A 21,840-nucleotide genomic window follows, 5' to 3' on the forward strand; every position below is an offset into this window, starting at 1 on the left:
GCCGTCACCATTGATTCATAGGTTCAGGGGCGCTCGATAGGTTCGAAGTCGACCTCGGCCACAGCTCTCCAGGACCGTGTCAGTCAGGTGACAGGTCTTCACGGGCGGTGGCGGATTCACACCCTACTGGATCGGGCAGCAGCTGGCCAGAAGCGGCTCGGCAAGCCAGACAGAGGTTGGGGATGGCATACACGGATGCAGCGGCGCGGTGAACAACAGCGAGGGGAAACCGCCCGACAGCGCGGGCGGTTCTTCAAGTGCGGCTTGGCTTAGAACGCCAGACCGACGCGCAGGCCGACCTGCTCCTGCTTGAGCTTGCTGCGCTCAGCCAGCTCGCTGTTGCTGTCGAGCTCGTAGCGGGTCTGGGTGTAGTACAGGCTGGTGCTGATCGGCAGGTTGTTGATGCCCTTGTTCCACAGCATGGTCAGCTCGCCGTAGGGGTTGACCTTGTTCTTCAGGTCCACCGAGTCGCTGTCACCGTCGACCTTCAGGCGCGCCTCGGAGTCGATGGAATAACGCGCGCCCACTTCCAGGCGCAGGGTGTAGTCCGGCGTCAGGTAGTTGTAGCCGAGCCCGGCCTTGGCGAAGGGCGATTTGCTGGTCAGCTTGACGTTGCTGTCGAACGGGCCGACATCATCCTGCTCGATACGGCCCCAGTCGTAGCCGCCACCGACGATCAGATCGACGTAGTTGTTGGTGCTCAGTGCGGCACGCATACCCAGATCGATATCGGCACGTGCGGACTTGTATTCCACATCGTCCTTGTCGCGGTACTGGCCTTCGATGCCGGCCTGGTAGATGAAGCCTTCCTGTCCGGTCAGCTTGTTGCCGAAGTGGTAGAACAGGCCGCCCTGATTGAGCCGTTCCTTGTCGCTTTCATCGTCCACGGTGAGTTTGTACTGGTTGTGCGAAGCGATGACACCGAAGGTGGAGATGGGGTCGGTGACCGAGTCTGCGTAGGCCTGCGAAGCGCCCGCCAGGCAAAGGGCGAGTGTTGCTTTGGGGGTTATGCTGGACAGCTGCATGACGATTTCCTTGGCAATGATTGACGAGCGCCACCACCCAGAGGTGGGACGCAAGTACCTAGACTGTCGATGCAACGAGTGATTCGCCAAGCCTGACAGGCGGTCGCGAAACTGAACGGGACCTGAACAGGCCTGGGTTTGAAGAAAAAAAGCTGACCGAATGGACGAGCCCCTCTGGCCGTATTTTCTCCGGCCGTGGCGCTTTGCCAATTCAGTCCAGCTTGACCACCTTGGCCAGGACCACCTTCGGCCCTTTCATCTTCTTGACGATGATGCGCAGGCCATCGGTTTCCAGCACCTCCTCTTGCTCGGGCATGCGCTTGAGGGTCTCGTAGATCAGACCGGCGAGCGTCTCGGCCTCGATATGGTCGAGGTCGACGCCGAGCAGGCGCTCGACCTTGGCCAGCGGCGTGTCGCCGCGCACCAGCAGCTTGCCCGGCTGGTAGGCGAGAATGCCGCGCTCGGCCTTGCGGTGTTCGTCCTGGATATCGCCCACCAGCGCTTCCAGCACATCCTCCATGGTCAGGTAGCCGATCACCTTGCCGTCGGCCTCCTCGACCAGGGCAAAATGTGCGCCGCCCTGGCGGAACTGCTCAAGCAATTGCGACAGCGGCATGTGCCGGCTGACGCGCTCCAGCGGGTGCATCAGGTCCCCCAGCTTCAGCGCCGACGGCAGCATTTCCAGCAAGGACAGGTGCAGCAGCAGGTCCTTGATGTGCAGCACGCCGACGAACTCGCCCTTGCTCTCGTCGAAGATCGGGTAGCGGCTGTACTTGTGTCGGCGGAAGGTGGCGAATACCTGATCCAGGCTGGCATTGAACTCGAGGAAGATCAGGTCTTCACGCGAGTTGGCCCAGTCCACCACCTCCAGCTCGCCCAGCTCCACCGCCGACGCCAGCACGCGCAGGTCCTGGTCGTTGTCGCTGGTGGCGCGGCTGGAATGCAGAATCAGCTTGAGTTCTTCACGGCTGTAGTGGTGCTCGTGGTGCGGCCCCGGCTCACCCTGCCCGGCGATGCGCAGGATGGCGTTGGCGCTGGCATTGAGCACGAAGATCGCCGGATACATCAGCCAGTAGAAGGCGTACAGAGGCGCGGCTGTCCACAGCGAAAGCAGCTCGGGTTTGCGGATGGCCCAGGACTTGGGCGCCAGCTCGCCGATGACGATGTGCAAGTAGGAAATGATCGAGAACGCGGTGAAGAAGGCGATGCCGTGAATCAGCTTCGGTGACTCGACGCCCACCGCCACCAGCAGCGGCGTGAGCAACTCGGCGAAGGCCGGCTCGCCTACCCAGCCCAGGCCCAGCGACGCCAGGGTGATGCCCAGCTGGCAGGCCGAGAGATAGGCATCCATCTGATTATGTACGGTGCGCAGGATGTGCCCGCGCCAGCCGTGAGCCTCGGCCAGCGCGTCGACCTTGGTCGCGCGCAGACGCACGATGGCGAACTCCGCAGCGACGAAGAAGCCGTTGAGCAGAACCAGAAACAGGGCAAACAGCATGAGGCCGAAATCGGCAAAGTAGGCAGAAGCGGGGAGACTCGCAGAGGGGTCCATGGAGGTTCGGATTGGCCAATGATCGCTAGAGGTTGGAGCTTCGTCGTGGCGAATGCAAGCATTCAGCGCGCGCGCTGCACCACCTGCGCTGCGGCGAAATGGCAGGTAAAGGTGCTGCCCTTGCCGAGAACGCTGCTGATTTCCAGATTGCCACGATGGCGCAACAGCACGTGCTTGACGATGGCCAGGCCGAGACCGGTGCCGCCGGTGTTGCTGGCACGGCTGGAGTCGACCCGGTAGAAGCGCTCGGTCAGGCGCGGCAAATGCTTGGCCTCGATGCCCATGCCGGTATCGCTGACCGCCAGGTGCGCGCCCTGCTCGTCGCCCCACCAGCGAATGCGGATATCGCCGCCGGCCGGGGTGTACTTCACTGCATTGAACACCAGGTTGGAGAAGGCGCTGCGCAGCTCCGCCTCGCTCCCTTTGAGTTTGAGGTGCGGATCGGCCTCCAGGCTGATCCGATGCAGCTGATCACCGGATAACGCCTGGGCATCGTTCTTGATCGACAACAGCATCAGATCGACCGCCACCGGCTGGTTGTCCGAGGGGTAGTCGGTGGCCTCCAGCTTGGCCAACAGCAGCAGGTCGTTGAGCAGGGTCTGCATCCGTGCGCCCTGCTGCTGCATCTGCTGCAGCGCGCGCAGCCAGCGCGGATTGACTGCCTCGACGTTGTCCAGCAGGGTTTCCAGGTAGCCGGCGATCACCGTCAGCGGCGTGCGCAGCTCGTGGGAGACGTTGGCGACGAAATCCTTGCGCATCTGTTCCAGCTGATACAGGCGGGTGACATCACGCACCAGCAGCAGGTGCTCGCGATTGCCATAACGGGTGATATGGAACTGCAGACGACGGCGGTCGTTGACCGGCGAAGGAATCTCCAGCGCATCGGCGTAATTGCCGCGTTCGAAGTACTCCTTGAAACGTGGATCGCGCACCAGGTTGGCCAGTTGCTGACCACTGTCCTGCGGCGTCTTGAGGCCCAGCAGGGTCTCGGCGGCGCGGTTCCACCATTCCAGATTGCCCTGGCTGTCGAGCATCACCACGGCATCCTTGAGCGCCGCGGTGGACTCCTGTACACGATCGATCACCGCTTGCAGGCGGCCGCGGGCCTTCTGATTGCGACGCTGCAGGTGATAGATGCTGTCGAACACCTCGCCCCACAGGCCGTAGCCATCCGGCGGCGGCTCATCGGGTTTGTGCTCACGCAGCCATTTATGCAGGCGCAGCAGTTGGCTGAGGGTCCAGCCCAGGTGGATGGCCAGACCAAAGGCCAGCACCCAGGCGTACTCGCCGGTGATGAAGCCCAGCAGCAGGCAGGCGCCGATCAACAGCAACAGCCGGCGCACAACGGCGCCACGCCAGTCATGATTCACGATGAAGCGCATCCTTGTGAGAAGCGCGAGTGCGCAAAAGCACCGCGCCCGCGATTAACCTTTCGTGGAGAAACGATACCCAGTCCCGCGCACGGTTTGTACCAGGTTTTCGTAGGCATCGCCGAGGGCCTTGCGCAAGCGGCGGATATGCACGTCGACGGTGCGCTCCTCGACGTAGACGTTGCCACCCCACACCTGGTCGAGCAACTGGCCGCGGGTGTAGGCGCGTTCCTGATGGGTCATGAAGAACTGCAGCAGACGGTATTCGGTCGGGCCCATCTCGGCCGGTTTGCCGTCGATGGTGACACGATGGCTGATCGGGTCGAGCAGCAGGCCGCCCACCTCGATCGGCGCCTCGCTGTCGCTGGGGCCGGCACGGCGCAGCACGGCCTTGAGACGGGCTACCAGCTCACGCGGCGAGAAGGGCTTGGTGATGTAGTCGTCGGCGCCGACCTCCAGGCCCTGGATCTTGTTGTCTTCTTCGCCCTTGGCGGTGAGCATGATGATCGGGATATCGCTGGTCAGCTCGTCGCGCTTCAGGCGTCGGGCCAGCTCGATGCCACTGGTACCGGGCAGCATCCAGTCGAGCAGGATCAGATCGGGTTTGCGGTCGACGATCACGGCATGGGCCTGCTGGGTATTCTCCGCTTCCAGGCACTCGTAACCGGCCATCTCCAGGGCCACCGCGATCATCTCGCGGATCGGTGCTTCGTCATCGACGATCAGGATGTTCTTGCCAACCATGGGGCCTCAGCCTCTATTCGTTCTCTGTCTGCGCCGCATTAGATAACGGAATTATTGCAGCGATATGACAGGTAGGCGGCAGTGCCTGGAGCGTAGTCACGATTTTGCGAGCTGCAGCACTACAAGGCAGAAACAGGTGAGGAACGGTCGGGGTCGCGCTCGGCTTTACTGAAGTAAATGAGCATTACTCGTTTCACTCGCTCTTCGGGCCGCCCCTTGGACGTTCAGTGACAGGTCACGGTCCGAGCCTGTTTTTAACACAGCAGGGCCGACGCGCAGCAGATCGTCATCACCCGCTCAACGCAATGCGTAGTCCAGCACTATGCCGACAAAGATCGCCAGCCCCGCCCAGTGGTTGTGCAGGAAGGCGTTGAAGCACACCAAGGGCTCGCGGCGGCGGGTCGCGTGGAACTCCCAGGCGAAGCATGCGGCGGCCACCAGCAGACCGGCGTGGAACCAGATGCCCAGCTCGAAGCGCGCGCCGGCCAGCAGCAGGCAGAGCAGCGCCAGGCCCTGCAGGCTGGCGATGATCAGGCGGTCGGCGTCGCCGAACAGGATGGCGGTGGACTTCACCCCAATCTTCAGGTCGTCCTCGCGGTCAGCCATGGCGTAGTAGGTGTCGTAGGCCACGGTCCACAGCAGGTTGGCGATGTACAGCAGCCAGGCTTCCGGCGGCAGGCTGCCGGTCTCGGCGGTAAAGGCCATCGGCATGCCCCAGGAAAAGGCCGCGCCGAGTACCACCTGCGGGTAGAAGGTGTAGCGCTTCATGAAGGGGTAGCAGGCAGCCAGGGCCAGGCCACCGAAAGACAGCCAGATGGTGGTGGCATTGGTGAACAGCACCAGCACGAAGCTCATCGCCACCAGCACGGCGAACAGCACCAGTGCTTCGCGCGGCTGGATCTTGCCGCTGGCCAGCGGCCGCGCTCGGGTACGGCTGACGTGGCCGTCGAAGTTGCGGTCGGCGTAGTCGTTGATCACGCAACCGGCGGCGCGCATCAGGATCACGCCGAACACGAAAATGAACAGATTCTTCGCACTCGGCACGCCTTCGGCGGCCACCCACAGCGCCCACAGGGTCGGCCACAGCAGCAGATAGATGCCGATGGGTTTGTCCAGGCGCATCAGCTGAATGAAGTCCCAGGCGCGCGGGTGCAGGCGAGTGGTTGATTGCAGCAGGCGGGTGTACATCGAAGCGTCTCCGTGCAGGTTGCGCGGATTATAAGGGGAAAGCGTCTCGACCGAGGCGCTCGGGTCACCCGCACCCCGGCCCTTTAAGGGGGGCAGCTACGCGTCGATCGTGGCGGCTTGCCAGAACGCCGGCAGAAAGACCTCAGCCACCAGCACCCCCAGCGCGCCGCGGCTGAAGCAGGAACGGCGCGCCCACAGCCGCTCTTCGCGCACCTCCTGCGGCAACCAGGCCGCTGGATAACGACAGGCCTGCAACTCGCCGCGGTCGAAGGCGCGGTCACTGAACAGCAGCTCGCCAAGCGAGCGACTGCCCAGCTCGGCCAGGTTCAGCCCGGAGCCTTCCAGCGCACTGCGCGCGGCGACGCTGCGGGCGAACACCCAGGGCTGCCCGTGGCCGCGCAGGTACACCTCACGCACCCAGCCCTGGCTGCCATCGGCCACGCCGAGCAACGCACACTCGTCAACGCGCAGGCGCTGCCAGCCCTCCTGCAGCGGGGTCACCGAGAAGCCGTCATTGGACAGCGCCGTCAGACGGCGGGTCAGCGAGTCCTCGTTGAACAGCCAGTCGCGCACGCCGGCAGCCGGCTGCGGATGCAGCTGGGCGTGGGTCAGCCAGCGCGGCGGATGAGCAAGAGCAGCCTGAGGCACGAAGAGAAGTCACCAAAGATCGGAAGCGCGCGAGTCTAGCACGGCACGCTTTGAGGCCGGAGCACACTCGGCTCAATAGGGCTGCGGCGCGTACAGCTGGCCGGCGCCCGGTTCGCCAAGCAGCTGTTCGAGAATCTCGTGGTGCATCGCCAGCAGCTTGCCGTTGCGCTCGTTGAGGCGCTTGCACTGGCCGGCCAGTTGACCGAGCTGCTCCCAGGTGAGTTCGAGGTGTTTGCGCTGAGCCTGTGGATAACGCGCCAGCAGCTTCTGCATGGCGCTGCTGCCACTGCCCAGCTGGAAAGCTGCGAGCACCTTGCTGCGACGCTCAGCGCGGGCCTTGGCCTGATCGACCAGCTGCAGGATCTGTTCGTTGAGCAGGTCGATTTGCCTGCTGTCGCGCTTGAGCAACTGCTGATACAGCTCCTGCATCAGACCGCGCAGGGTCAGATAGTCGGTGCAGTCCTGATGCAGGTCCTGCTCGACGATCTGCAGCAACTGTTGCTCACGCGCAGTGGTCACGCATCGCTACCGCTGTGGTAGGTCAGCATGCTGCCGGCCAGTGCGGCCGGATCGCTGCTCAGCTCGCCGCGCGCCAGGGCGGCCTTGAGCTGAGCGACCTTGTCCAGATCGACGTCCGGCAGGCTGCGCAAAGCGTCCTGCAACTGCTCCAGACGCGGTTCCTGGCTGGTGCTGGTGCGGGCATTGGCGCCTGGCTGCGGACGGGCGCTCTGCACCTGCGCCGGTGCGTCGCTGGGCAGGTTGAGGCTGGGCTTGAGATGCCTGCTGATTTCCATGATTCGAATCCAACTCGCGTGGTGTTATGGCCTAAGAGCGACCGGGCACGGCAAGAACTTAAACACGTCGAATAAAAATTAGCTGACCTGGGCGCGCCACCAGGCCTGCGCGGCCAGACCATCCTGAATCTTCTGCTCCTGGCGGGCAAGCTGCTCCTGCCACTGCCCCATCTTGCCTTCGAGAAACTGGGTGATGACCTTCTCGCTGCGCATTGCCGCCAGCAGCTCGCGCTGAATGCGCGCCAGGTTCTCCTCGGCCAGCGCCAGTTCGCGACGCTGCAGCTCGACCATCTTGTACAGGGTCGCCTTGTAGCGCTGCTGATTGTCGCGCTGCAGTGGCGTGGTCATCGGCACGGTGAAGCCACACAGGCGACTGAGCCCGGTGATGTTGTTGCGGTAGCGCTGGCACAGGTTCTGTTGATAACTGACCCGGCCGAGCATTTGCTGCACCTTGCTGCCGCGCAGGCTGGCCAGGCGTCCGAGCATTTCCAGCTGTTCTTTCATTTGATGATGCTCTGCAAGGTGGCGATGCTGGCGCCAAGCTCGGCGCTGGCACCGACCTCCTGGCGCAGAAAGCGTTCGAGGCTGGGCGCCAGCTGCACGGCGCGGTCGGTCTTGGCGTCCATGCCCGGGGTGTAACCACCCAACGGAATCAGCTCCTTGATTTTTTCATAGGTGCTGTAGAACTCCTTGAACTGGCGCCCGGCAGCCAGGTGCGCAGGCTCGCCGACCTGGCTCATGCAGCGGCTGACCGAGGCGGAAATGTCGATGGCCGGGTAGTGGCCGACATCGGCCAGGCGCCTTGAGAGCACGATATGGCCGTCGAGGATGGCGCGCGCGCAGTCGACGATCGGGTCCTGGTGGTCGTCGCCCTCGGCCAGCACGGTGTAGATGGCGCTCAGGCTGCCACTGCCGCTCTCGCCGTTGCCGGCGCTCTCCACCAGCTCCGGCAACATGCCGAACACCGAAGGCGGATAGCCCTTGGTCGCTGGCGGCTCGCCGAGGGCCAGGGCGATCTCGCGCTGGGCCATGGCGTAGCGGGTCAGCGAGTCGACCAGCAGCAGCACGTCCTGGCCCTGATCGCGGAAATAGGCGGCGATGCTATGGCACAGCTCGGTGGCCTTCAGGCGCATCAGCGGCGATTCGTTGGCTGGCGCCACCACCACCACGGCCTTGCGCAAGCCTTCCTCGCCAAGCGAATGGAGAATGAATTCCTGCACCTCGCGGCCGCGCTCGCCGATCAGTCCGACCACTACCACGTCGGCCTTGGTTTGCCGGGTGATCATCCCCAGCAATACGCTCTTGCCCACCCCGGAGCCGGCGAACAGGCCGACGCGCTGGCCCTTGCCGAGGGTCAGCAGGCCGTTGATGGCGCGCACGCCGACATCCAGCGCGGCCTCCACCGGACGGCGCTTGAGCGGATTGACCGAAGGCAGCTCGACCGGCAACGGGTCGCGCCCGGAGAGCTTGCCGCGCTCGTCCAGCGGCTCGCCGAGGCCATTGACCACGCGGCCGAGCCAGGATTCGTCGATCTGCAGCAGCGCCTCGTCCTTGGCCGGAAACACCCGCGATCCTGCCGCCAGGCCGACCGGCTTCTTGAACGGCATCAGGTAGGTGATGTCGCGGTTGAAGCCGACCACCTGCGCATCCAGCAGGCTGCCGTCGGCCTGCTCGACGCGGCAGCGCTGGCCGGTGCTGCGCTGACAGCCGAGGCTCTCCAGCAGCATGCCGGAGACACGCACCAGGCGCCCGGCCACCTTGGCCAGCTGCACGCCGTCGAGCGAGCGCAGCGCTTCGTCGAGTTTGTAATCAAGCATCGGCGTCCGCTCCTGCTCAGGCTTCGGTCAGGTGCAGGTGTTCGGCCAGAGTGTCGATGCAGGCATCCAGACGCTGCTGGCACCCCACGTCGGCTTCGGCCTGCGGCGTGACCACGCGGCACTCGCCCAACGCCAGGCGCTCGTCGGCCACCAGCTTCCAGCCGGCGGCACGCTCCGGCGCCACGGCCTTGATCCGCGCGTATTCCTCGGGGCTGAGCAGCACCTGCACGTCTTCGGGCTCGCCCGGCATGCTGGCCAGCGCTTCCTCGACCAGCGCCAGCAACTGGGTCGGATGCAGCGTGAGTTCGCAGCGGATCACCTGCTGCGAGACCTTCTTCACCAGCTCGAGCAACTCCTGGCGGCGTTTGTGCTCGAGCTCGCCGAGATACTGTTCGACCTTCTCGCTGATCTGCTGCAGCGGCTGCGCAGCCAGCTCGAACTCACGACGCCCTTCGCTGCGGCCTTGCTCTCGCCCGAGTTGCAGACCCTCGTCGCGCCCCTGCTCGAAGCCGGCCTGGCGCCCGGCTTCCTCGCCCTGCTGCAGGCCGTCCTGATAGCCCTTTTCGATGCCCTGCTGAAAGCCGTCGGCCATGGCCCGCTGCAGGCCGGCGGCATCGCCGCTCCAGTCCGCGGCCGGCTGGCTGCTTCGCGGCGGGAAGCGGTAGGCGCGCCACTGGCGGGCGTCGCCCTTGATCACCTTGACCGTCATCTCATTCCACCGTCTGTTCGCGGAACAGCTGCACCTGCAGCTCGCCGCTGGCCGACATTTCGCGGACCACGGCCATGATGTCCTTGCGCACCTGCTCGACGCGGCTCAACGGCACCGGGCCCTGGCGGCGGTTGATCGACTCCATCTGCTGCGCCTGGCGCTTGGGCATGGCGCCCTGGATGGCACGCACCAGCTCCGGCTCGGCGCCCTTGAGGGCAACCACCCACTCCTCCAGCGGCACGGCTTCGAGCAGCGCCTGCAGCACGTCCTGGTTCTGCCGCGAGAGGATGAAGAAGTCGTACATTTCGTCCTCGATGCGCTCGACCAGCTGGTCGTCATGGGCACGCAGCAGCTCGAACATCTGCCCGCGGTCGCCCTTGAAGCGGTTCATGATGTCCGCCGCCTGCTTGATGCCGCGCACCTGAGAACCCTGGGTGCTGAGCACCGCCAGGCTGCGTTCGATCAGCTGCTCCAGCTCGGCGATGACGTCGCTGTTCACTTCGCTGAGGTTGGCGATGCGGTACAGCAGCTCGTCCTGGCGCTCCTTGGGCATGCACTCGAGCACCTCGCTGGCCATGCCCGGCGGCAGGAAAGCAAGGAACACCGCCTGCATCTGCGCGTGCTCCTTGGCGATCAGCGCGGCGAACTGCTTCGGGTCGAGCCACTCCATCTTGGCCATCTTGGCGCGGATTTCCTCGCCGTAGATGCTGTCGAGCAGCGAACGGGTGATCTCGCTGCCCAGCGCCTTGCTCAGCATGCCGTCGAGATAGCCACGCGAGGCGCCCTTGATGCTGCTCTGCTCCTTGTAGTCCTCGAAGAAGCGGCCGATGACGTCGGAGACCATCGGCTGCTTGACGTTGGACAGGCGCGCCATGGCCTGGCTGATGCTGACGATTTCCTCGCGGGAGAAGTGCTTGAGCACGCCAGCGGAAATCTCGTCGCCCATGCTCAGCATGAGGATTGCGGCCTGCTCGGAAGAACTCAGCGAACGCTTCTGCACGCGCAGGCGCATTTCCTTGGCGGTGGAACCACCGCGGCCGTCAGGCTGGGTTGAGGTCTCGCTCATTGCGTCCTATCCATTGTTTGATGACTTCCGAGACGCGCTCGGGATCGTTCTTGGCCAACATCTGCAGGTGTTCGATCTGTAGTTCCAAGCCCGAGCCGGGCGCCGGCAGGCGAATCTCCGACAAGGGGCTGAGTTCGCCGAGCACGGTAGCCCCCGGCGCGTCGTCACCGACGCGGGCCAGCAGGCGTTCGGCCGCCCGCTCGGCATGCAGGGCGAGCTGATCAGCGCCCTCGGCCACCGCCGGCAACCCCGTCTGGTTGCGCTGGCTCAGGCTGCGCACCGCAGGACGCACCACCATCAGCAATAGCAGCAGGCTGATCAGGGCGAACACGCCGAGCTTGGCCAGGTCATGCACCTTGGAGTTTTCCCACCAGGGCAGCAGATCCTCACCCGCACCACCAATGCCGGCATCGGTGAAGGGGAAGACGCTCAGCGTCAGCAGGTCGCCGCGCGCCTGATTGAAACCCACGGCGCTCCTGACCATGGCCGCAAGCTCCTCGCGCGCCTCGGGCGTCCAGCCGCCTTCCGGCGCCACCGCCGCATTGAGCACCACGGCGATGCTCTGCTGACGCAGGCTGAAGGGCGCGTGTTTGACGTGGGTGATGCTCTGGTCGTAATCGAGCTGCCGGTTGGATTCCTTGCGCAGCGAAGTCGCCGCCTGGTTGGCGTTGTCGCCCTGGGCGCCTGCCTGTGCCTGCTGGTTGGCGGCCTGATTGGCCGGCGGGGCCGGTTGCGGCGGGCGATTGGCCAGCGAACCGGGCACGCCGAGAGCCAGTTGGTCGAGCACGCTTTCGTCACGCAGCACTTCATTGCGCAGGCGCGGGTTCTCGCCGTAGGCCTGGAAGGTTTCTTCCTTCTGGCTGAAGTCGATGTCGGCCGACACGCTGATACGGTAGTTGCCGCCACCGAGCACCGGCGCCAGCACCGCTTCGGCATTGGCGACCGCCTTGCTCTGATAGTCATCGACCACCTGCCAGTTCTGCACCGGGCCGCCGAGGGAATCGATGCCGCGCGACAGCAACGCGCCGTACTGATCGACCACCTGCACGTTGCCGGCCTCGAGCTGCGGCACGCTACCGGCCACCAGATTGACGATGGCGCTGACCTGTTCCGGCGTCAGCTTGTAGCCGGGCGCCAGCTGCAACATCACCGAGGCCTTGCCCGGCTCGCGCTTGCCGACCACGAAGGAACTGCTCTCCTGCAACGCCAGGTGCACGCGGGCGCCCTCAACGCCCTTGAGCGCCATCACGGTGCGGGCCAGCTCGCCCTCCAGGCTGCGCTTGAGGCGCACGTCCTGAACGAACTGGCTGGTGCCCAGCGGCTCGTCCTTGTCGAACAGCTCGTAGCCCGCCGGCACCTTCACCTGCACGCCCTTGGCCGCCAGCAGCATGCGCGCGCGGCCGAGCTGATCCTCGCGCACCAGCACCTGCCCACTTTGCGGATGCAAGCGGTAGCTGATGGCGTCGCCGTCGAGCACCTGCATCACCTCGGCGGCCGGATAAGCCTCGCCGGTGCCGTACAGCGGGCGGAAAGAGCCCTGGTCACGCCAGAGGTAGAACACCACGCCAACGGCCAGCAACGCGGCGATCACCGCGAGGCCGATCAGGGTCATGCGCGGATCGAGTTTCAGCCCGTGTTCAGGCAGCTTGCTTCTTATGGTCTGCAGCACGCGTCAGTCCCCAATCCGTTACAGCGGCATCTTCATGATGTCGTCGAAAGCACTGGATAGCTTGTTGCGCACCTGCATCAGGGCGCTGAACGAAACGCTGGCCTTCTGGCTCTCGATCATCGCTCCCACCAGGTCATCGCTCTGCCCGCTGTCCACGGCTGCCATCAGCTCGCCGGAGCGATGCTGCTGCGCATCCACCGCGCGCACCGCGTCGTCGAAGGCGGCGGCGAAACCTGCCTCACCCGGCTGTGCCGCGAATTGCGCCGGCTTGATCGACGCGGCCTCGCCTACGTTCTTCATCTGCTCCATGCGGCCCAACAGGTCCTGCTGCACCTGGCTAATCGGATTCATCCTTTGCTTCTCCTAGACGGGAATCTGAACGCCCTGCTCGCGCATGGCGTTGAGGCGATAGCGCAGTGCGCGCGGGGTCATGCCCAGGCTTTCGGCGGCCTTGGTCTTGTGCCCGCCGAAACGGCGGATGGTGTCGATCACGTGCTGGTACTCGGCCCATTTGCCACTCGCGCGCAGGGCTGCCTTGCCGCCTTCGGGCACCTGTGGCTGCAGACGTGGCGCCTGTTCTGCCGCGCTGCTCACAGGGACGCTCAGGCCCAGGTCCTGAGCCTGGATGTACAGGCCATTGCGCAGAATCAGCGCGCGCTGCAGGCAGTTCTCCAGCTCGCGCACATTGCCCGGCCAGTCATGCGCCAGCAGCGCGCGGCAGGCATCTTCGGTGAGCAGTTCATGGCGTGCATCCTGCGGCGCGTACTGGCGAATGAAGCGACGCGCCAGGGCCAGCACGTCTTCCTTGCGCTCACGCAGCGGGCTGATGTGCAGCGGCAGTACATCGAGACGGAACATCAGGTCGGCGCGGAAACGGCCCTCGGCCACCTCCTGCTGCAGATCACGGTTGGTGGCGGCGATGATGCGCACGTCCAGGGCGATTTCGCGGCGCCCGCCCAGGCGCTCGACACGCTGCTCCTGCAGCACGCGCAGCAGCTTGGCCTGCAGCCCCAGCGGCAACTCGCCGATCTCGTCGAGCAACAGCGTGCCGCCGTTGGCCAGTTCGAACTTGCCCGGCTGGGCGCTGACCGCGCCGGTGAAGGCGCCCTTCTCATGGCCGAAGAGAATGGATTCGAGCATCTGCTCGGGAATAGCCGCGCAGTTCACGGCAATGAAGGGCGCATCGTCCTGAGCCGAGAAACGGTGGATGTAGCGCGCCATCAGCTCCTTGCCGGTGCCGGTCTCGCCGGTGATCAGAATCGGCGCACGGGTCATGGCCACCCGCTGGGCCATGGCCAGCAGGCGGCGGCCGGCCTGCGAGCAGGAAACGAAACCCTCTTCGCCGGAGCTGGCCGACTCCTGACGACGCAGCAAGGCACTGAGCTGGGCCTCGCTGAATGGCGCCAGCAGATAATCGACACAGCCCAGCTCGAGTAGCGCGGCAGCCTTTTCCTGATCGGCATACTCCACCACCGGCACTACGCCGACGCGACCGACCTGGCGCAGGATGGCGCCCATCTGTGCATACAGGGTGCTGCCGGCCAGACTGCTGACGAACACCAGCACCAGGCTGGCATCCTCAAGCGCGGCCGGATCCAGCTCCAGGCAGCTGGCAAAACGCCGAACCGGATAACCCTGGCGCTGCAGTCCGCCGGTCAGCAGTCGTTCGCTGGCGGCGTCGGCCTGGCCGATCACGACTATATGTTGCTGCCCCAGCTGTTCATCGAACAGCTCGTCGCAGGCGTAACTTACCGTTTGAGTTGAATGCTTCAAGGTAAATCACCCGATGTCTTTCATGAGCCAGGCGGCGGCATACGACCCCGTGTTCAAAACTGCCAAACAGATGACAGATTTTTTTCACATGGCCCCTTAATCTTTCGAAACTTTCCGTCGCTCTTATTGGTCAACTTCGGCAGCACTGGATGGCCTGCCTATATGTGCGCGGCGGATCACGGCGCGAACGTTAACAAGCGCACAAAAAATCGCCGAATTACTTGCTGTTATTTTCTATCAATGCTGGCAAGCCGCCATCAAAAACAGCATTTGATATCTATTGATTTAATTTCCCGACCTCCCTCCGCCTAGACTCCCCCTCGTCATCACTGGGCTGCAGCGCTGCGCCCGGATGATTTTCGACGCCATGGCCCCTGCGCTGCTGCTGCGGCCCGCCGGCACATAAAAACGTCCTCTGCACGCCCAGCGAAGTGCTCGCTGGTGCACTCGCAGTTACAACCAGGAATACAGCCCACAACATGACCGGGATTAAAAAAGTCCTTCATGGCGTGCCCGCCGACAGTCTGACCCGGTTGAAACCGCAGAAACTTGGCCGGCACTATCACAAGATCCCCAACTATATTCGCGAGCTTTCCAGCAAATATCCGCGAATCATCAGCGACTACTTTCTGCGCAACTATCGAATCAATCTCGAACTGCTTCGGGTCGATGTTCACGAGCAGGTAGATAAAGAAGCCGAGTGTCTCTATCGCTCGCCACTGGGCAAGGTCGGCTTCGCCATGGACCGCCCTCTGCTGACCGAAGCGCTGGAGTGCTACTACGGCGGCACCTGTCTGCCCAACCATGAAGAGACACCGGTAAGCACCTCGGAACAACGCATGCGCACGCGTCTGGGTCTGGACGTCAGCCAGCTGTTCGCCCGCTCGATTCTCGCCGGGCAGACCTTCGGCAAGCTCGAGCCGTACGACAACACCTATGACGAGACCACCTGGGAGTACGTGGCGCAGTTCCACTTCACCAGCCACATCACCGGCAGCCAGGCATCGATCTTCATCTATCTGGATACACAGCTGGTCGATGAGCTGACCAGCCGTTTGACGCCACCGCCTCCCGCTGTACAGGCCGGCAACTCGCTCAATCAGATTCGCCAGCTGCCGGTACGCCTGGACTGCGTGGTGGCCAACCTGCAAATGCCCTTGTCGCAGGTTCTCGCCCTGCGCCCCGGCGACATCCTGCCGATGCGCCTGCTGGAGCGCTGCGACGTGCAGATCAACCAGCAGAAGCTGTTTCGCGGCGCCATCTTCGAAGACGACGGCTCCTTGTTCCTGACTTCTCTTGAGAGCGTGAAGACCCCATGAGCAGCCCCATTTCCGATAACGATTTCGACAGCCTGATCAACGACGCCGGCCTTGCCCTCGACGAGTCCGTCAGCGACGCCATGCCAGAGCAGGCTCCGGTCGGCCTGCCGCAGCAGGATCTGAGCTTCTTCGGCAAGATCCCGGTCAATGTCACCCTGGAAGTGGCCTCAACCGAGATCACGCTCAAGGAGCTGATGGATGTCGATGCAGGCAGCGTGATCGCCCTCGACAAGCTGGCCGGCGAGCCGCTGGACGTGAAGGTCAACGGCGCGCTGTTCGCCAAGGCCGAAGTGGTGGTGATGAACGGCAACTACGGCCTGCGCATCGTCGAGCTGTCCGGTAGCGGCCTCAGCGGGCTGGGCGTGTGATGCTGCGCCGGCTGCTGCAGCTCGGCCTGCTGCTGGCGGCCCTGTGCTGCCCGCTGCTCGCTCAGGCGGCCGGCGGCGACATCACCCTGTTCAACTTCAACGATACCGAAGACGGCCAGACCCTCAGCGTCAAGCTGCAGATCCTGCTGATCATGACGCTGCTGGGCTTTCTCCCGGCCATGCTGATGATGATGACCTGCTTCACCCGCTTCATCATCGTCCTGGCCATCCTGCGTCAGGCCATCGGCCTGCAGCAGAGCCCGCCCAACCCCGTGCTGATCGGCATCGCCCTGTGCCTCACCCTGCTGGTGATGCGCCCGGTGTGGCAGGAGATGTACACCGAGGCCTACGTGCCGTTCGAAGCGGATCAGATCAGCCTCGAGCAGGGGATGGGCGAAGGCAAGCGCATCATCAGCCAGTTCATGTTGGCGCAGACCAGCAAGAACTCGCTGGAAACCCTGGTCGCCCTGGCCGGCGAAGAGCTGCCTGAGGACCTGGCCCAACTGGACTTTTCCCTGCTGCTGCCGGCCTTCGTACTGAGCGAGCTGAAGACCGCGTTCCAGCTCGGCTTCATGATCTTCGTGCCCTTTCTGGTAATCGACCTGGTGGTGGCCAGCGTACTCATGGCGATGGGCATGATGATGCTCTCGCCGATGATGATCTCGCTGCCGTTCAAGCTGCTGGTCTTCGTGCTGGTCGACGGCTGGACGCTGCTGGTCGGTACCCTTACCACCAGTATCCAGCCCTATTAGCGAGGCCTTGCGATGCTCACGCCCGAACACGCCGCCCAGCTGGTGGCTCATGCCGTCTACATCACCGGTCTGATCGTCTGCGTACTGGTGGTGCCGAGCCTGCTCGGCGGCCTGCTGGTGAGCATTTTCCAGGCGGCCACGCAGATCAACGAGCAGATGCTCAGCTTCCTCCCACGCCTGCTGATCACCCTGGCGATGCTGGTGTTCGCAGGCCACTGGATTCTGCGCACCCTGGGGGATCTGTTCATCGAAACCTTCAAGCAGGCCGGTCATCTGGTGGGCTGACGCATGTCCGAACCCGTGCTGCATGCCAGCCAGTATCTGACCAGCCTGCAGGCCTACTGGTGGCCGTTCTGCCGCATCGTCGCGCTGCTCAGCATGGCGCCCTTGTTCAACCACAAGGCGGTGTCGGTACGCGCGCGTATCCTCCTCGCCCTGGCGCTGACCGTGGCACTCGGCGCAGCACTGCCGGACATGCCGCCGATCGACCCGCTGTCGCTGAAAGGGCTGATGACCGCACTGGAACAGATCGCCTTCGGTGTGCTGCTGGGCCTGACCCTGCAACTGGTGTTCACCATCTTCATGCTGGTCGGCGAGGTGGTGTCGACGCAGATGGGCATGAGCATGGCGCGCTACAACGATCCGGTGAACGGCGTGTCGTCGTCATCGATCATCTATCAGCTGTACTTCATCCTGCTGGTGCTGCTGTTCTTCGCCATCGACGGCCATCTGGTCACCGTCAGCGTGCTGTACCAGAGCTTCCTGTTCTGGCCGGTGGGCAGCGGTCTGCATTACCTGGGCGCGCAGAGCTTCGTCCAGGCCTTCGCCTGGGTATTGGCCGCCGCCGTGCTGGTGACCTTGCCGATCGTGTTTTGCCTGACATTGGTGCAGTTCTGCTTCGGCCTGCTCAACCGCATTTCGCCGGCGATGAACCTGTTCTCCCTGGGCTTTCCCATCAGCATTCTGATGGGCCTGCTGTGCATCTACCTGACCCTGCCCAACCTGCCCGACAGCTACCTGCACCTGACCCGCGAACTGCTCAACGGCATCGGCGTGATTCTGCGCGAGGGCGGCGATGTCTGAGCAAAACAGCGGCCAGGAAAAGACGGAAGAAGCCTCCGCACACAAACTGAAGAAGAGCAAGGACGACGGCCAGGTCGCGCGCTCCAAGGATTTGTCGACCACCATCTCGCTGATCGCCACGCTGTTCATCCTCAAATTCAGCGCCGGGCTGTTCCTCGAAGGGCTGAGCGACAGCTTCCGCCTGTCCTATATCCAGTTCGGCCACAGCGAGATCGGCCTGGATGATCTCGATACCCTGCTCGGCTACAACATGCTGGTGTTCATCAAGCTGCTGTCACCGCTGCTGCTCACCTCCGTACTGGTGGTGGCGCTGTCGCTGGTACCGGGCGGCTGGGTGTTTTCCGCAAAGAACTTCGCGCCTAAATTGAGCAAGCTCAATCCCATCACCGGCCTCGGCAAGATTTTCTCGGCGCAGAACTGGAGCGAGCTGCTCAAGTCGGTGCTCAAGGTGCTGGTGCTGCTCGGCATCGGCTATGTGCTGGTGCGCACGGCCTTGCCGGAACTGATCGCCCTGCAGCGCAGCAGCGTGCTCGAAGCCATCTCGGCGGCCTTTGATTTGACCTTCAATCTGATCCTCTGCCTGATGCTGGTGTTCGTGCTGTTCTCCTTCATCGACATCCCGCTGCAGCGCTACTTCTTCCTCAAGAAGCTGCGCATGACCAAGCAGGAGCGCAAGGAAGAGCACAAGAACCAGGAGGGCCGCCCGGAGGTCAAGGCGCGCATCAAGCAGTTGCAGCGGCAGATGCTGCAACGGCAGATCAGCAAGGTGATCAAGAACGCCGATGTGGTCATCGTCAACCCGACGCACTATGCCGTAGCGCTCAAGTACGACAGCAAGAAGGCCGCCGCGCCCTTCGTGCTGGCCAAGGGCGTCGACGAGACCGCGCTGTACATGCGCCAGATGGCGGCCAAGCACGAGCTCGAAGTGCTGGAGATTCCGCCGCTGGCGCGCGCCATCTACTTCACCACCCAGATCAACCAGCAGATCCCGGCCCCGCTCTACACCGCAGTGGCCCACGTGTTGACCTACATCCTGCAGCTCAAGGCCTGGCGCCAGGGGCGCAGAAGCAAGCCGCAACTGGCGAGCAACCTCCCGATTCCCGACAGCTTGGCCAACAGGGGCTGATCCATGAACCTACTGCAGCAACTCGCGCCCACCTTCCGCAGCGGCCGCATCGGCATTCCGGTGCTGATCCTGTCGATCCTGGCCATGGTCATCCTGCCGCTGCCACCGGTGCTGCTCGATGCCCTGTTCACCTTCAACATCGCCATGGCGATCCTGGTGCTGCTGGTCAGCGTGTCGTCGAAAAGCCCGCTGGATTTCTCCCTGTTCCCCACGGTGATCCTGATCACCACCCTGCTGCGTCTGTGCCTGAACGTCGCCTCCACCCGCGTGGTGCTGCTTGAGGGTCACACCGGTACAGGTGCGGCGGGCAAGGTGATCGAGTCGTTCGGCGAGGTGGTGATCGGCGGCAACTTCATCGTCGGCCTGGTGGTGTTCGTGATCCTGATGATCATCAACTTCATCGTCATCACCAAGGGTGGCGAGCGTATCTCCGAGGTCACTGCACGCTTCACCCTGGATGCGCTGCCGGGCAAGCAGATGGCCATCGATGCCGACCTCAACGCTGGCCTGATCGAGCAGCACGAAGCCAAGCGCCGCCGCGCCGAAGTGGCCAAGGAAGCCGACTTCTACGGGGCCATGGACGGCGCCTCGAAGTTCGTCCGCGGCGACGCCATCGCCGGCATTCTGATTCTCTTGATCAACCTGTTCGGCGGCTTCGCCATCGGTTTGTTCGTCTACGACCTGAGTGCCGGCCAGGCTTTCCAGCAATACGCCTTGCTCACCATCGGTGACGGCCTGGTGGCGCAGATCCCGGCGCTGCTGCTGTCCACTGCGGCGGCGATTATCGTCACGCGGATCAACGAATCCTCGGACATCACCGATCAGGTACACCGTCAGTTGCTGGCCCAGCCGGCGCTGCTCTACACCGTGGCCGGCATTCTCTTCACCCTGGCATTGGTGCCGGGCATGCCGCATCTGGCCTTCATCAGCTTCGCCGCGCTGGTGGCCTTCGTTGCCTGGATGGTGGCGCGCAACGGCCCGCCGAAAGAAGCAGCGAGCCTGGAGCAAGTGGAAGCTCTGGGCAAGGCGATGGACCAGGAGCGCGCCCAGAACCTGATGTGGGAGGACATCCCGCTGGTGGAGCGGCTGTCGGTGTCGCTGGGCTACAAGCTGGTGGGTCTGGTCAACGAAGCGGCCGGCGCGCCGTTGACCCAGCGTGTACGCGGCGTACGCCAGACGCTTTCGGAAAGCCTAGGCTTCCTCCTGCCGGAGGTGCACATCCGCGACAGCCTGCGTCTGAAGGCCTCGCAATACAGCATCCAGATCAATGGCGAGAAGATCGACGGCGCCGAACTGCATGCCGACCGCATGATGGCCATCCCCTCACCGGAGCTCTATGGCGAGATCGACGGCATTCTCGGCGTCGACCCGGCCTACCGCATGCAGGTGGTGTGGATTCAGCCGGAGGACAAGGCGCGTGCGCTAAATCTCGGCTACCAGGTGATCGACTGTGCCAGCGTCATCGCCACGCACCTGAACAAGGTGATCCGCGAACATCTGCCGGACGTGTTCAAGCACGACGATGTCGACCATCTGATGCAGCGCTTGCAGTTGCAGGCGCCGAAGCTGGCCGAGAGTCTGAAGAACCAGCTCAGCTACACCCAGCAGCACCGCGTCTACCGCCAGTTGCTGCAGGAACAGGTGCCGCTCAAGGACATCGTCACCATCGCCACCACATTGCTGGAAGCCAGCGAGTCGACCAAGGATCCGGTGCTGCTGGCGTCCGACGTGCGCTACGCGCTGCGCCGCAGCATCGTCGGCATGATCGCAGGCGAGCGGCAGGAGCTGTCGGTGTTCATCCTCGAGAATGCGCTGGAAAACACCCTGCTCAATGCCCTGGCCATCGCCCAACAGGCCGGCCCGGTGAGCCTGGACAACATCCCGGTGGAGCCGAGCCTGCTCAACCAGTTGCAGAACACCATGCCGGTGGTGAAGGAAAAGCTGCGCAAGGACGGCCACCCTCCGATCCTTACCGTGATGCCGCAGCTACGCCCCCTGTTAGCCCGCTACGCCCGGGTGTTCAGCCCCGGTCTGCACGTGCTGTCGCAGAACGAAATTCCGGACAGGGTGGGCGTCAATATCCTCGGCACTCTGGGCTGATCGAGATTGCAAAGGTGGATGCGTTCTCGCATCCACAATGCCGCGCTAGCAGTCAGGAATAATTACTCCAGCAGTAGGTCGCCCTTACGCTGCGTCACTGTCCCAGCCTGCCTAAGCCTTCTCCTTGCGCACCTTGCGCATGCCCTCGATCAGCCGCACGTACTCGGCCGAGTCCCCCTGCAAAGCGAGCCCTGCCTCGAAAAAGCCGGTGCGGATGTTTTCCTGCGACCACTGACAAGCCATGTCTACGTCTACCTGGCGCATCTCCCCGTGGCGGTCACGCATACGCACACGCAGCTTCAGTTCGGTTCCTGGCTCTACCGGGGTATCGGTCAGCAGTTTCATTCCGCACTCGGAAACGTCGCCGGCATAACCGATCAGGGTGTCGCTTTCCCGATCGCTGATCTTGATGCGAAAGGTGGAACGGAAGGTGATTCGGCTCGATTGACGCATAAGAGAATGCCTTAGTGCTCGCCACGTCTGATGGGATCGCGAGGATCAGGCGTTATCAATGGATCATTCGAAATCTAATCGCGCATCGATAATGCCTGTGACTCATCACAGCAAGGCGACCATGGCGTGCAGACAGTTAAATCCGCCTAACTCGCTGGAGTGATACATCGCCGGTAGGAGCGAGCTCTGCTCGCGAAGGCGTACCAACCCGCGGGATGCGCTCTGTGTTTTCCGCACCACAAAGAAGAAACCCCAGACCGCTAAGCGATCTGGGGTTTCGTATA

Annotated in this window: 23 protein-coding genes; 7 read left to right on the plus strand and 16 right to left on the minus strand. The window is 63.6% G+C overall.

The features are described 5' to 3' along the window. Positions 1 to 269 precede the first annotated feature (269 nt). The 15 genes from GYB81_RS12595 to GYB81_RS12665 form a co-directional block, all read right to left on the minus strand. Positions 270 to 1,025: an outer membrane beta-barrel protein gene (locus GYB81_RS12595; RefSeq protein ID WP_161867934.1), complete on the minus strand. Its 756-nt coding sequence runs from the start codon at positions 1,023 to 1,025 to the stop codon at positions 270 to 272. Between the two features lie 211 nt (positions 1,026 to 1,236). Next, complete coding sequence (locus GYB81_RS12600; protein ID WP_161867933.1) at positions 1,237 to 2,577, minus strand: hemolysin family protein; 1,341 nt, start codon at positions 2,575 to 2,577, stop codon at positions 1,237 to 1,239. A 62-nt stretch (positions 2,578 to 2,639) separates the two neighbouring features. Then, complete coding sequence (phoR, locus tag GYB81_RS12605) at positions 2,640 to 3,959, minus strand: phosphate regulon sensor histidine kinase PhoR (RefSeq protein WP_161867932.1); 1,320 nt, start codon at positions 3,957 to 3,959, stop codon at positions 2,640 to 2,642. Positions 3,960 to 4,001: 42 nt separating this feature from the next. After that, positions 4,002 to 4,691, minus strand: a complete 690-nt coding sequence (gene phoB, locus GYB81_RS12610) for a phosphate regulon transcriptional regulator PhoB (RefSeq protein ID WP_003242584.1) — start codon at positions 4,689 to 4,691, stop codon at positions 4,002 to 4,004. A 297-nt stretch (positions 4,692 to 4,988) separates the two neighbouring features. Then, a complete protein-coding gene (gene ubiA / locus GYB81_RS12615) occupies positions 4,989 to 5,879 on the minus strand; it encodes a 4-hydroxybenzoate octaprenyltransferase (RefSeq protein ID WP_161867931.1) in 891 nt (296 codons plus the stop codon). 96 nt (positions 5,880 to 5,975) lie between these two features. Continuing rightward, positions 5,976 to 6,527, minus strand: coding sequence for a chorismate--pyruvate lyase family protein (locus tag GYB81_RS12620; protein WP_161867930.1), 552 nt, complete (start codon positions 6,525 to 6,527; stop codon positions 5,976 to 5,978). Between the two features lie 72 nt (positions 6,528 to 6,599). Beyond that, positions 6,600 to 7,046 carry a flagellar export chaperone FlgN gene (gene flgN / locus GYB81_RS12625; RefSeq protein WP_161867929.1) on the minus strand — a complete coding sequence of 149 codons (447 nt, stop codon included), beginning with the start codon at positions 7,044 to 7,046 and terminating at the stop codon, positions 6,600 to 6,602. After that, positions 7,043 to 7,321: a flagellar biosynthesis anti-sigma factor FlgM gene (flgM, locus tag GYB81_RS12630; RefSeq protein ID WP_161867928.1), complete on the minus strand. Its 279-nt coding sequence runs from the start codon at positions 7,319 to 7,321 to the stop codon at positions 7,043 to 7,045. Before flgM ends, flgN begins: the two co-directional genes overlap by 4 nt. A 78-nt stretch (positions 7,322 to 7,399) precedes the next feature. After that, positions 7,400 to 7,825 (minus strand): flagellar FliJ family protein, encoded by a 426-nt coding sequence (locus GYB81_RS12635; protein WP_161867927.1) that lies wholly within the window; start codon positions 7,823 to 7,825, stop codon positions 7,400 to 7,402. Continuing rightward, complete coding sequence (gene fliI, locus GYB81_RS12640; RefSeq protein ID WP_013717781.1) at positions 7,822 to 9,138, minus strand: flagellar protein export ATPase FliI; 1,317 nt, start codon at positions 9,136 to 9,138, stop codon at positions 7,822 to 7,824. The genes GYB81_RS12635 and fliI overlap by 4 nt, the downstream gene beginning before the upstream one ends. 16 nt (positions 9,139 to 9,154) lie before the next feature. Continuing rightward, entirely contained in the window at positions 9,155 to 9,847 is a 693-nt protein-coding gene (fliH, locus tag GYB81_RS12645) for a flagellar assembly protein FliH (RefSeq protein WP_161867926.1), read from the minus strand. Position 9,848: 1 nt separating this feature from the next. Further along, the gene (locus tag GYB81_RS12650) at positions 9,849 to 10,913 is read right to left on the minus strand and encodes a FliG C-terminal domain-containing protein (protein WP_024310075.1); all 1,065 of its coding nucleotides are present in this window, start codon (positions 10,911 to 10,913) and stop codon (positions 9,849 to 9,851) included. Next, entirely contained in the window at positions 10,888 to 12,582 is a 1,695-nt protein-coding gene (gene fliF, locus GYB81_RS12655) for a flagellar basal-body MS-ring/collar protein FliF (RefSeq protein WP_161867925.1), read from the minus strand. Before fliF ends, GYB81_RS12650 begins: the two co-directional genes overlap by 26 nt. An 18-nt stretch (positions 12,583 to 12,600) precedes the next feature. After that, positions 12,601 to 12,933, minus strand: a complete 333-nt coding sequence (gene fliE / locus GYB81_RS12660; RefSeq protein ID WP_161867924.1) for a flagellar hook-basal body complex protein FliE — start codon at positions 12,931 to 12,933, stop codon at positions 12,601 to 12,603. Positions 12,934 to 12,945: 12 nt separating this feature from the next. After that, positions 12,946 to 14,355: a sigma-54 interaction domain-containing protein gene (locus GYB81_RS12665; RefSeq protein WP_024310078.1), complete on the minus strand. Its 1,410-nt coding sequence runs from the start codon at positions 14,353 to 14,355 to the stop codon at positions 12,946 to 12,948. 479 nt (positions 14,356 to 14,834) lie between these two features. Here GYB81_RS12665 and GYB81_RS12670 point away from each other — a divergent pair, with 479 nt between their 5' ends. The 7 genes from GYB81_RS12670 to flhA are packed head-to-tail and all read left to right on the plus strand — an operon-like array spanning position 14,835 to position 21,103. Then, positions 14,835 to 15,674, plus strand: coding sequence for a FliM/FliN family flagellar motor switch protein (locus tag GYB81_RS12670; protein WP_161867923.1), 840 nt, complete (start codon positions 14,835 to 14,837; stop codon positions 15,672 to 15,674). After that, the gene (gene fliN, locus GYB81_RS12675) at positions 15,671 to 16,042 is read left to right on the plus strand and encodes a flagellar motor switch protein FliN (protein ID WP_161867922.1); all 372 of its coding nucleotides are present in this window, start codon (positions 15,671 to 15,673) and stop codon (positions 16,040 to 16,042) included. The genes GYB81_RS12670 and fliN overlap by 4 nt, the downstream gene beginning before the upstream one ends. Then, positions 16,042 to 16,794 carry a flagellar type III secretion system pore protein FliP gene (fliP, locus tag GYB81_RS12680; RefSeq protein ID WP_161867921.1) on the plus strand — a complete coding sequence of 251 codons (753 nt, stop codon included), beginning with the start codon at positions 16,042 to 16,044 and terminating at the stop codon, positions 16,792 to 16,794. The genes fliN and fliP overlap by 1 nt, the downstream gene beginning before the upstream one ends. Positions 16,795 to 16,806: 12 nt before the next feature. After that, the gene (locus GYB81_RS12685) at positions 16,807 to 17,079 is read left to right on the plus strand and encodes a flagellar biosynthetic protein FliQ (RefSeq protein ID WP_012020176.1); all 273 of its coding nucleotides are present in this window, start codon (positions 16,807 to 16,809) and stop codon (positions 17,077 to 17,079) included. 3 nt (positions 17,080 to 17,082) lie between these two features. Next, a complete protein-coding gene (fliR, locus tag GYB81_RS12690; protein WP_161867920.1) occupies positions 17,083 to 17,877 on the plus strand; it encodes a flagellar biosynthetic protein FliR in 795 nt (264 codons plus the stop codon). After that, positions 17,870 to 19,003 carry a flagellar biosynthesis protein FlhB gene (gene flhB, locus GYB81_RS12695; protein ID WP_161867919.1) on the plus strand — a complete coding sequence of 378 codons (1,134 nt, stop codon included), beginning with the start codon at positions 17,870 to 17,872 and terminating at the stop codon, positions 19,001 to 19,003. Before fliR ends, flhB begins: the two co-directional genes overlap by 8 nt. Before the next feature lie 3 nt (positions 19,004 to 19,006). Continuing rightward, positions 19,007 to 21,103 carry a flagellar biosynthesis protein FlhA gene (gene flhA / locus GYB81_RS12700; RefSeq protein WP_161867918.1) on the plus strand — a complete coding sequence of 699 codons (2,097 nt, stop codon included), beginning with the start codon at positions 19,007 to 19,009 and terminating at the stop codon, positions 21,101 to 21,103. 111 nt (positions 21,104 to 21,214) lie between these two features. On the opposite strand, the gene GYB81_RS12705 is transcribed toward flhA, so the two are convergent. Further along, the gene (locus GYB81_RS12705) at positions 21,215 to 21,556 is read right to left on the minus strand and encodes a PilZ domain-containing protein (protein WP_092378759.1); all 342 of its coding nucleotides are present in this window, start codon (positions 21,554 to 21,556) and stop codon (positions 21,215 to 21,217) included. Between the last annotated feature and the right edge of the window lie 284 nt (positions 21,557 to 21,840).

The sequence above is a fragment of the Pseudomonas yangonensis genome, from assembly GCF_009932725.1.
In the GTDB taxonomy this organism is placed as follows: domain Bacteria; phylum Pseudomonadota; class Gammaproteobacteria; order Pseudomonadales; family Pseudomonadaceae; genus Aquipseudomonas; species Aquipseudomonas yangonensis.